At 34.9% G+C, this 11,399-nt stretch carries 10 protein-coding genes and 1 pseudogene; 7 read left to right on the top strand and 4 right to left on the bottom strand.

Annotated features, from left to right (window positions below):
- Positions 1–13 precede the first annotated feature (13 nt).
- Positions 14–307: a metal-sensing transcriptional repressor gene (locus tag FYJ58_RS00830; RefSeq protein ID WP_154515817.1), complete on the top strand. Its 294-nt coding sequence runs from the start codon at positions 14–16 to the stop codon at positions 305–307.
- Between the two features lie 102 nt (positions 308–409).
- Positions 410–1,276, top strand: a complete 867-nt coding sequence (locus FYJ58_RS00825) for a DegV family protein (RefSeq protein WP_154515814.1) — start codon at positions 410–412, stop codon at positions 1,274–1,276.
- Between the two features lie 85 nt (positions 1,277–1,361).
- On the opposite strand, the gene purE is transcribed toward FYJ58_RS00825, so the two are convergent.
- The 3 genes from purE to FYJ58_RS00810 are packed head-to-tail and all read right to left on the bottom strand — an operon-like array spanning position 1,362 to position 2,457.
- Complete coding sequence (purE, locus tag FYJ58_RS00820; RefSeq protein ID WP_154515811.1) at positions 1,362–1,877, bottom strand: 5-(carboxyamino)imidazole ribonucleotide mutase; 516 nt, start codon at positions 1,875–1,877, stop codon at positions 1,362–1,364.
- 24 nt (positions 1,878–1,901) lie between these two features.
- Positions 1,902–2,219, bottom strand: a complete 318-nt coding sequence (locus FYJ58_RS00815; protein ID WP_154515808.1) for a YbjQ family protein — start codon at positions 2,217–2,219, stop codon at positions 1,902–1,904.
- A 22-nt stretch (positions 2,220–2,241) separates the two neighbouring features.
- Positions 2,242–2,457 carry a hypothetical protein gene (locus FYJ58_RS00810; RefSeq protein WP_154515805.1) on the bottom strand — a complete coding sequence of 72 codons (216 nt, stop codon included), beginning with the start codon at positions 2,455–2,457 and terminating at the stop codon, positions 2,242–2,244.
- A 225-nt stretch (positions 2,458–2,682) separates the two neighbouring features.
- Between FYJ58_RS00810 and FYJ58_RS00805 the strand changes: the two genes are divergently transcribed.
- The 5 genes and pseudogenes from FYJ58_RS00805 (at position 2,683) to purD (ending at position 9,802) form a co-directional block, all read left to right on the top strand.
- Complete coding sequence (locus FYJ58_RS00805) at positions 2,683–4,860, top strand: tyrosine-protein phosphatase (protein WP_154515802.1); 2,178 nt, start codon at positions 2,683–2,685, stop codon at positions 4,858–4,860.
- A 321-nt stretch (positions 4,861–5,181) separates the two neighbouring features.
- Positions 5,182–6,597: pseudogene (gene pyk / locus FYJ58_RS00800) on the top strand (pyruvate kinase); the annotation flags it as partial.
- 219 nt (positions 6,598–6,816) lie between these two features.
- A complete protein-coding gene (purM, locus tag FYJ58_RS00795; protein ID WP_154515796.1) occupies positions 6,817–7,842 on the top strand; it encodes a phosphoribosylformylglycinamidine cyclo-ligase in 1,026 nt (341 codons plus the stop codon).
- Positions 7,836–8,459, top strand: coding sequence for a phosphoribosylglycinamide formyltransferase (gene purN, locus FYJ58_RS00790; protein WP_154515793.1), 624 nt, complete (start codon positions 7,836–7,838; stop codon positions 8,457–8,459). Before purM ends, purN begins: the two co-directional genes overlap by 7 nt.
- A gap of 71 nt (positions 8,460–8,530) precedes the next feature.
- Positions 8,531–9,802 carry a phosphoribosylamine--glycine ligase gene (gene purD / locus FYJ58_RS00785; RefSeq protein WP_154515790.1) on the top strand — a complete coding sequence of 424 codons (1,272 nt, stop codon included), beginning with the start codon at positions 8,531–8,533 and terminating at the stop codon, positions 9,800–9,802.
- 124 nt (positions 9,803–9,926) lie between these two features.
- Here the strand turns inward: purD and FYJ58_RS00780 are convergent, their stop codons facing one another.
- A complete protein-coding gene (locus tag FYJ58_RS00780) occupies positions 9,927–11,183 on the bottom strand; it encodes a glycosyltransferase family 2 protein (RefSeq protein WP_154515787.1) in 1,257 nt (418 codons plus the stop codon).
- Positions 11,184–11,399: the final 216 nt, after the last annotated feature.

Here is an 11,399-nt window from a genome sequence, read left to right as displayed (position 1 = left end):
AGGAGAAAGCAAGATGTCAGAAGAAGAAAAGAAACATGCTCATAACCATGCCCATACAAAAGCGGTTATCAACCGGCTGTCGAAAGCAATTGGTCATATGGAAGCAATTAAGCGTATGGTTGAAGATGGCAGGGACTGTTCAGAAATATTAATTCAGTTAAGTGCCGTGAAGTCGGCGATTAATAATACTGGAAAGGTAGTATTACAAGACCATATTGAGCATTGTGTTGTAGAGGCTGTGGAGTCAGGCGATTATCAGGTAATCGAGGATTTGAATAAAGCAATTGATTATTTTATGAAATCTTGAGTTTGTTTATTTTGAATTGTAAAATAGTTTGCAGTAAATTTAAATTTCTGTTACAATAAAAACAAAATTTTTCAATGTTATTAAAGATATAAGGAGATTGTGATGAATAGAATTGCAGTTGTTACGGATAGTAATAGTGGAATTACTCAAAGTCAGGCAGAAAAATTAGGTGTTTATGTTCTTCCAATGCCTTTTACAATTGATGGAGATACTTATTTTGAGGATATTAATTTAACACAAGAGGAATTTTACCAAAGATTGCAGGATGGCAGCGACATTTCTACATCGCAGCCTGCAGTAGGTGATATATTAGATTTATGGGACAAGCTGTTAGAAGAATATGATGAAATTGTCCATATACCAATGTCAAGTGGGCTTAGTGGTTCTTGCAGTACAGCAATGACGTTAGCGGATGATTATGATGGAAAAGTTCAGGTTGTCAACAATCAGAGAATATCCGTCACACAAAGGCAGTCTGTTCTTGATGCAAAAGAATTGGCGGAGAAAGGACAATCTGCAAAAGAAATTAAAGAATATTTAGAGAAAACGAAATTTGATTCTAGTATTTATATTATGGTTGACACTTTAAAATATTTGAAAAAAGGTGGACGCATTACGGCAGCAGCAGCAGCTATTGGTACCGTTCTCAATCTAAAGCCTGTATTACAAATACAGGGGGAAAAATTAGATTCTTATGCTAAAGTAAGAGGATTGAAGCAGGCGAAAAGTACAATGATTGAAGCGATTCAAAAAGATCAGGAAAATCGTTTTGCCGATACTAAGGGTGACAAATCGTTGTATTTACAGATTGCACATACAAATAATGAAGAAGCGGCAAAACAATTTGCAAAGGAAATCGAAGAATTGTTTCCGGGATATGAGATATTCATTGCTCCACTATCATTAAGTGTTGCGTGCCATATCGGACCTGGCTCTTTGGCATTTGCCTGCACATGTAAAATGAAATAATCAAAACGTTCAAAGTGATTGATAAAGAAAAAGGGACTATCGAAGAGAACTAAAATTAGTATGATAGTCCCTTTCGTGTTTTTTATTAATTCATTTGTTTTATGTAGCCGTCGCATCCAAGACGGTCTAATTTTTCGCTTTTGGCAACCACGCCATTTTTCATTTCTTCTTCATAAAGAGCTAGCTTTTCTCTTAGACTTTTATCGCTAATTGCAAGCATCTTAGTTGCAAGAATACCTGCATTAGCAGCACCATTAATTGCGACAGTTGCGACAGGAATTCCACTAGGCATTTGTACAATGGAATAAAGAGAATCAACGCCGCCGACACTTGGCGTCTGGATTGGCACACCGATTACCGGAAGGCGGTATAATGCAGCGCACATGCCCGGAAGATGAGCAGCACCTCCGGCACCGGCGATAATTACCTCGATACCACGCTTTTCTGCAGTTTTGGCATAATCCATAAAAATATCAGGCATACGATGAGCAGAAATAATTTTTACTTCATAGTCTACTCCAAACTTATCAAGCATATTACAAGCTTTTTTCATAATTGGAAGATCAGAATCACTTCCCATTAAAATTCCTACTTTAGGCATAGCGAATCTCCTTTGTTTGTTTTATTATATGTTTTTGTATTTTACCGCTGTACCATAAGCCATTACTTCAGCTGCACCCTGGGAAATAGAACTTGAGGCATAACGGATATTAACGATTGCATCAGCACCTAAACTTTCAGCTTCCTCACACATTCTTTTGGTAGCTAAAGCTCTGGCATTATTCATCATTTCGTTGTATGAGGTTAATTCCCCGCCAACTAATGTTTTAAAGCTATTCATAATATCTTTTCCCGCATGAACGGTTTGTATGGTTGAGCCTTTTACAAGCCCTAACATCTCTAGTTGCTTTCCTTCAATATAATTGGTGTTTACCATTAGCATAATGAATTCTCCCTTTCTTTAATTAGTATTTTTTCAAGTCCTCGTCATCTTCTTCATGAATCTCTTTTATACGGTTGATTAATGTAGCAACTAATGCTCCGACAATAATTGATGTAACTATAATGCTTAGAATACTAAGCGGAGAAAAGCCACCTTCCAGAGCAATGACCAGACCGATTGAGATTACATAAATTATCACTAATAGGATAATAATAATAGGGGGTAGTTTTTTTGTCATAGACTCACCTCAAGCTTCACTATACCTTATTAGAAAGTTATTGTAAATAGAAAACACTTAAAAAATATTTTATTATTGATAGAAAAATCGACAAAAAGAATTGTTTTTTAGATAAAATAACAACAAAAAAGGTCGCGTGTCCTTTTTGAACAAGTGATTAAAGTACTAAAATGATGATGGATAATACTATATTTGTTGTCTAAAATAACAAAAAGGAGGAACGTTATGAAAAAAGCAAAACAATTAATTTCCGTGATATTGGTCATGGTACTTGTCATTTCATCACCAATATCTACTGCTGCTATAAAAGCAGCTGACCAGAAAGCTGTTACAGGTACGGTAGCAGAAATACAAAAATATGGAAATCTTACAATTGATATTAAGCCTTCTAAGCTTTATGAGGCAGGGTATGAATTGGGGGACATTTTAAAGGTAACAGTGGGGGAGAAAACACTTTCGATACCATTTTGTACATCTTACAGTGATGTAGATACCGGAAGTCTTGTGGTAAGAGATTCGAAAGAGGAAGATTTGTTGATTGTAGCAATCAACATGGGGAATTTTGCAACTACTTATGGTGTTAATAAAGGAGATACAGTTACTTTTTCATTGGGAGAAAAGCAAGGATATCTTTCCGAGTATTTACTTCGTCAATTGACAAGAACAAATAATCGAGAAGATTATGCAACCGATTCGATTTTTGCAAATTTCCGCAGTATTACTACAACAGGAATCAAACCGGGAGTATTATATAGAAGCAGTAACCCTTCTAACAATGAATTGGGACGTGCAGCATATGCAGATAGGCTTACAGAGGCTGTTGGGGTGAAAACGGTACTTAATCTTGCTGATTCTGATTCTATTATAAAAGAGCATATGTCAGCTTCTGATTATAAATCAGAATATTATAAGAACCTCTTTGAAAAGGGACAAGTTGCGGCATTGAATATGACAGTAGATATTTCAGGAAAAGACTTTCAGGAAAAATTAGTAAAAGGTCTTCGCTTTATGGCGAATCATGAGGCTCCTTATTTGGTACACTGTACGGAGGGAAAGGATCGTGCAGGATATGTAAGTGCAGTACTTGAATGTTTAATGGGTGCTACATATGATGAAGTAATCAAAGATTATATGCTCACTTATGAAAATTATTACCATGTAGTAAGAGGCAGTGAACAATATAATTCTATTGCAAAGAGCAACATTATTACATCCTTGACAACAGTAATGTGTGGATATGAAAAGGATAAGGACATTTCTAAGGAAAATCTTTCTAAGGCAGCTGAAAATTATTTAAAGAGAATTGGTCTTACAGAAGAAGAAATTAAAAGCCTAAAAGCGGGGCTTTCTGTAGATTCTGTATATAAAACTCCAAAGATGTCCGGAAAAGTAGTAGAAATCGAAAAATATGGGCATACATCAACAGACATAAAAATAAAAGACTTTTATAATGCTGGCTTTAAAGCGGGTGATATGGTAACTGCTATTTTTGATAATGGTTTTGTATTGGAAGCACCATTTTTAGACGGTTATTATGTAGATAATGGAAAACCACTTGTAAGAGCGTATAAGGGACATACGAATATCGCTCTTTGTATTAATTATGGAAAATTATTTGAAGTTGCAGATGTTAAAGTAGGAGATAAGGTAACAATTATGCTTACAAAAAAAGAAGGTTACCTTACGGAATATGAAATTCGTAAATTGGAACGTACAAATAACAGAAAAGATTATTCATCGGATAAAGTATTTGCAAACTTTAGAAATATGACAATGGGTAATCTTGAAAAAGGTGTATTATATAGAAGTTCCAGTCCGATAAACAATGAACTAGGACGTGCAGCATATGCGGACAAGTTAGAGAAAAAAGCGAAAGTAAAAACAATAGTAAATCTTGCTGATTCAGATGCGAATATCAAAAATTATGAAAAAGCTGCTGACTTTAAATCACCATATTATAAATCGTTATACAAAAAAGGACAAGTGTTACCATTAAATATGGGTCTTAGCTATAAAAGCGATGATTTTAAGGATTCTGTTATTGAAGGGCTTAAGTTTATGTCCAAAAATCCGGCACCTTATTTGTTCCATTGTACCGAAGGAAAAGACCGTACCGGTTTTTATGGTGCATTACTTGGTGCGTTCATGAAAGGTACAAAGGAAGAAATAGTAGCAGATTATATGCAAAGTTATGTTAATTATTATCATGTGAAAAAAGGAACAAAACAATATAAATTAATCTCGGAAGATGTGCTTGCGATGCTAAAATACATTGCAAAAACAGATAACTTAGATAAGGTTGATCTTTCGAAGGCAGCAGTAAATTATATGCGTGAGGGAAAAATGACAACAGCAGAGATTAAAGCATTGAGAAAGAACTTATCAACTTCAGTAAAAAAGTAACTAGGAAAACAACAAAAACAAAGAATACAAAAGAATAAGAAGCGTTTTTTGCAATTTAATAAATCAGGGACTGTACAAAAAGGATTCAAAAAGGGAATTTTTTGTACAGTTCCTGATTTGTTTTGTATAATACTTTTATGTGTTATAAAAAAATGTGATATATTTTGTAATATATTTGCATAGGAAAACCAAAATATGGAAACACTGTGTTAAGAAATGGTGAAAATAAAAAGGATTTAAAAAAAATATAGATTTGCAGAGCATTTTATTGTAGTATAGTATTATATAAGTAAAGAAACATTTTGATAAACGGAGGTAACTATGAGAAAGACTAAGATTATATGTACGCTTGGACCATCAACGGATAATGAAGAAATTATGAGGCAGCTTATGCTGTCAGGAATGAATGTTGCCCGTTTTAATTTTTCACATGCTGATTATGAAGAACATATGCAACGGTTTAAAATGATTAAAAGACTTCGAAATGAACTTGATCTTCCTGTTGCAACTTTACTTGATACGAAAGGACCGGAAATTCGAATTAAAAAATTTAAAGAAGGAAAGATTTCTTTAACACAGGGACAGAAGTTTACTTTGACTACAGAAGAAATAGAAGGTACACAGGATACAGTATCTGTTACGTATAAAAGTCTTCCACTGGATGTGGAGATTGGTTCTACTGTTTTAATAGATGACGGATTAGTTGAGATGACGGTTATTGAAAAAGATGATACGAAAGTTATCTGTGAGGTGAAAAACGAAGGTGTGATATCAGATAATAAGGGAGTTAATTTACCAGGCTCTAATTTATCTATGCCATTTATAAGTGAAAAAGACAGAGAAGATATTATATTCGGTGCCAAAAATGGTTTTGATTTTATTGCTGCTTCTTTTGCAAGATGTGCAGACGATATCAGACAGGTCCGTAAAATTTTAAAAGAAAATAATGGTGAGTTTGTTCAGATTATTGCAAAGATTGAAAATATGCAGGGTGTCGATAACATTGATGAAATTATTGAAGCAGCAGACGGAATTATGATTGCCCGTGGAGATATGGGCGTTGAAATACCGGGAGAAGAGGTACCTGTTATTCAGAAAATGATTATCAAGAAAGTATATAAAGCTGGTAAGCCGGTTATTACTGCAACGCAGATGTTAGATTCTATGATTAAAAATCCAAGACCGACAAGAGCAGAAACAACGGATGTTGCTAATGCAATTTATGATGGTACAAGTGCGATTATGCTTTCAGGTGAAACTGCTGCAGGTAAGTATCCGGTGCAGGCATTACAGACAATGGCACGTATTGCAAAACGAACAGAAGAGGATATTGACTTTAAAAAGAGATTTCGTTCGATGGGCTTAAGACCGAATCCAGATGTAACTGAGGCAATTTCCCATGCGACCTGCACAACAGCCCATGATTTAAATGCGGCTGCAATTATAACAGTTACAAAGTCTGGAAGAACTGCAAGAAAAATAAGCAAGTTCCGTCCGGCTTGTCCAATTTTAGGATGTGCAACTCATCCTCAGGTTTGCAGACAATTGAATCTGTCATGGGGAGTGTATCCGATTCATATCCGTGAAGAGGAAGATACATTTGAATTATTTGATCATGCAGTAAAAGCAGCATTGGAACGTGATTTAGTAAAAGAAGGCGACTTAACGGTTATAACAGCAGGTGTTCCTGTTGGAATTTCAGGAAATTCCAATCTTGTAAAAGTGCAGATTGCTGGAGAACGCTGTATGTAAAAAAATTAACAATATGCTTGTTGTTTATTCTCAAACAGAGGATAAATGGCAGGCATTTCTTTATTATAGGGAACTATATTTATTAGTATATCTAATTACTAACATAAGAAATTAATAAGCGAAAACATAGGACAAATGGCTTGTGATTGTGATACAATGATGACATTGAAAACAATAAGTTCAGATTTTTAGGAGGATAAAAAAATGGATTACAAAAATGCAGGCGTAGATATTGAAGCAGGTTATAAATCAGTAGAGCTTATGAAAAAACACATCAAAGAAACAATGAGAAGTGAAGTTTTAACAAATATCGGGGGATTTTCAGGAGCTTTTTCGATGAAAGCGTTTAAGGACATGGAGAATCCTACTTTAGTATCTGGTACAGATGGTGTTGGCACAAAATTAAAATTAGCATTTGAGTTAGATAAACATGATACAATCGGAATTGATTGTGTTGCAATGTGTGTAAATGACATTGCCTGCGCTGGTGGTGAACCATTATTTTTCCTTGATTATATAGCATGTGGTAAAAATGTTCCAGAAAAAATTGCAACAATCGTATCTGGTGTTGCAGAGGGATGTAAGCAGGCAAATGCAGCATTAATTGGAGGAGAAACAGCTGAAATGCCGGGATTTTATCCAATTGGTGAATATGATTTGGCGGGTTTTGCAGTTGGTGTGGTTGATGAAAAAGACTTAATTACAGGAAAAGATTTAAAAGAAAACGATGTATTAATAGGAATTGCCTCTTCCGGAATTCATAGTAATGGTTATTCTTTAGTGCGGAAAGTGTTTGATATTAAGAAAGCTGTATTAAATCAATATCATGAAGAATTAGGAATGACACTTGGAGAAGCATTGCTTACACCTACGAAGATTTACGTAAAAGCACTTCGCTCTTTAAAAACAGGTGGGGTAAAGGTAAAAGCATGCAGTCATATTACGGGTGGCGGATTTTATGAAAATGTACCTAGAATGCTTCCGGAAGGTATGCATGCTGTCATAAAAAAAGACAGTTATTCGGTTCCTCCAATTTTCAAAATGCTTGCAAGAGAAGGACAGATTGAAGAGAAAATGATGTACAATACTTACAATATGGGGATTGGCATGGTTGTTGCGGTTGCTCCATCTGATGCAGAAAAAACAATTCAATTACTAGAAGAAGCAGGGGAACAGGCTTATGTGATTGGTGAAATAAAGGCACAGGATAAAGGAGTAACTTTATGTTAAAAATAGTTGTATTGGTTTCTGGAGGCGGCACCAACCTTCAGGCGATTATTGATAGAATCGAAGATGGAACAATTGAAAATGCAAAGATAGAGGCAGTAATCAGCAATAATTTGAATGCTTATGCACTTGATCGGGCGAGAAAACACGGAATAAAAGCGGAGTGTGTTTCTCCAAAGCAATATAGCAGAAGAGAAGAGTTTAATCAGGAACTCTTAAAGACAATTCAAGGATATGAGGCAGATTTAATTGTATTAGCGGGATATCTGGTTGTTGTGCCGGAATGTATTATAAAAGAATATCGAAACAGGATTATTAATATACATCCATCGCTAATACCATCCTTTTGTGGAAAAGGATATTATGGTTTGAATGTTCATGAAGGTGTATTGAAGCGTGGTGTAAAGATTACCGGAGCAACGGTTCATTTTGTTGATGAAGGAACGGATACAGGACCAATTATATTACAAAAAAGTGTTGAAGTAGAAGAAGGAGATACACCGGAACGTTTGCAAAAACGTGTGATGGAACAGGCAGAATGGGTGATACTTCCGGAAGCTATTCGGTTGATTGCCAATAATGAAGTTACAGTTTGTGATGGTATTGTGAAAAGAAAGTAAGCTGATTTGGAGTTTATTTCTATGTGAATGAAAAATGCTGTAGCAGATATGAGAAAGAGTGAGGGAACAAGATGAAAGTATTAATTGTCGGTGGCGGAGGAAGAGAACATGCAATTGCATGGTCTGTATCGCAAAGCCCAAAAGTTGATAAAATTTATTGTGCTCCGGGAAATGCGGGAATTGAAACATTAGCGGAATGTGTACCAATTTCTGCAATGGAGTTGGAAACATTAGCAGATTTTGCAGAAGAAAAGCAAATTGATTTGACAATTGTTGGAATGGATGATCCGCTTGTTGCAGGAATTGTAGATGTATTTGAACAAAGAGGACTGCGGATTTTTGGACCAAGGAAAAATGCTGCAATCCTGGAAGGGTCTAAGGCATTTTCGAAAGATTTGATGAAAAAATATAAGATTCCTACCGCTGCTTATGAAACATTTGATTCTCCGAAGGAAGCAATTGAATATTTAGAAACAAGTAAGTATCCGATTGTATTAAAAGCAGATGGCCTTGCATTAGGAAAAGGTGTATTAATCTGTAAGACAAAAGAAGAAGCGATGGATGGGGTTAAAACACTTATGTTGGACAAGCAGTTTGGAACTGCTGGCGACCGAATTGTAATTGAGGAATTTTTAGAAGGCAGAGAAGTATCGGTTCTTTGCTTTTGTGATGGAACACATATTTTACCAATGACAAGTGCCCAAGACCATAAAAGAGCAAAAGATGGAGATAAAGGGCTTAACACCGGAGGTATGGGTACATTTTCACCAAGTCCGTTTTATACAGAAGAGGTAAAGAGCTTTTGTGAAAAATATGTATATCAGCCTTCTATGGATGCGATGAAGGCGGAAGGAAGAGATTTTGTCGGTATTATGTTTTTGGGACTAATACTTACAAAAAATGGTCCAAAAGTTTTAGAATACAACGCACGTTTTGGTGACCCGGAGGCACAAGTAGTTCTGCCAAGAATGAAAAATGATATTATAGATGTAGTCAATGCCTGCATTGCTGGTAAGTTAGAGGAAATTCAGCTGGAATTTGAAGAAAATGCAGCTGTATGTGTTATTTTAGCGTCAGATGGTTATCCAGAAAGATATGAAAAAGGGAAAGTAATTCATGGTTTGGAGCAATTTGATGAAAAAGAAAGCTACTATGTATTCCATGCAGGAACAAAAAAGACACAAGAGGGAATTGTGACAAATGGTGGTCGTGTTTTAGGAATTACAGCAAAAGGAAAAAACTTGCATGAAGCTAGAAATAATGCATATGAAGCAGTAAACTGGGTTAAGTTTGAAAATAAATATTGTCGTTCGGATATTGGAAAATCTATCGATGAGGTTTGATGCTGATAAGTTAGAAAAGTTGTAAAAGAAAAAAGAATCCTCAATAGTTAATATCTCTTTTATAGTTTTTGTTGCTATAATAGGATACGAATTATTGAGGATTCTTTTACCTGGTATATTAGAGTTATAACTCATGTATTTCCTGCGTTGTTATAGAAACAGAATGAAGAATCGGTTTCCACTGTGGATTATGGAATAAAGCCACAAATGAAATTGGGATATAAGTAAACATAAAAATCGGGAATGTAAATAAGTAAAATACTTTTTTACCCGGTTTACAGCAAATTCGTTTCCATTCTGTAATCAATGTAATCAGACCAAGTAAAAAGAAAGTTAAATATATACTTGATAGAGAGGAAAGTAATGCTTTTGATATAAGCATTAAAATTATCCTGTAATTAAGTACACCTGACAGAAGGGAAATTCCTCCTAATATTCCTGAAATAATGGACAAACCAATTCCTGGAACTAAAGTGATAAACATGTCATAACAGGAAAAATCGAATTTAAAAAATGCCCGCTCTGCCAACTGCTTTCCATAACGGAAAAATACCTGGTAAAATCCTCTTGACCATCGGAGCCGTTGATTCCAAGAATCTTTAAAGGTAACAGGCTGCTCATCATAAAAAATGGCATCACCGCAGTAACCAATTTTTTCACCTTTTAATATATTATCTACAGAGAACTGAATATCTTCTGTTAATAGATAATAATTCCAACCATTGTTTTCTTTTATAATATCACTGTGAATCAAAAAGCCTGTTCCGGATACGGCACAGCTTACACCTAACAACATTCTGGCATTATTTACAAATTTGGCTTCACGAAGGAACCATAAGGCATAACCGGAACTAATCCAGTTAGAACCGAAGTTCTTAGAGTTTCGATAACTTGTTACAATCCGATAACCATTATCAAATACCTTATTCATTTGTTCAATATAATCTTTTTCTAAAACGTTATCCGCATCAAAAACGAAGTATCCGTCATAATTTGAAATACCATAATCTTTATCAATAAGCTCTAGTAAATAATGAAGGGCATAGCCTTTGCCAACTAAACTTTTATTAAAGCGTTCATATACAATTGCACCTGCCTCTCTCGAAATCTCAGCAGTATTATCGGTGCAGTTGTCGGCAACTACGAATACATCGACTAACTCCCCAGGATATGTTTGTGTTTTGATGCTATGAATTAAATGTGCAATAACAGTGCTTTCATTTCTCGCCGATATTAAAACAGCGTAACGATGTTGCTTGGATGCTTCAAACTTTTTAGGTTTAAATAGTAATCCGATAACAACATAAATTCCCTGATAGAAAAAACAGGCCATTATAAAAACAGAAAAAGCTACTGTTATTATATGAAATATGTGTTCCATTTTAAAGTCTCCTTAACTATGTTATTCATAGATATTATATACGTCAGATTTTCTAATGCAATAGTATAACACTTTTTTTTGTTTTTTTCAAAGATATTTTTCTTACAATTTTTAAGGAAAAGTAAAGAAAATGTAATAAAAATATGAAAATAAAGATTGAAATTCTTTTGTTTTCGAGGTATAATCGTCAATCGTAGAAGAAAAGGAGCATGAAAA

The organism is Velocimicrobium porci (genome assembly GCF_009696045.1).
Lineage (GTDB): Bacteria > Bacillota > Clostridia > Lachnospirales > Lachnospiraceae > Velocimicrobium > Velocimicrobium porci.
This window is presented reverse-complemented; position numbering and strand designations above follow the sequence as displayed.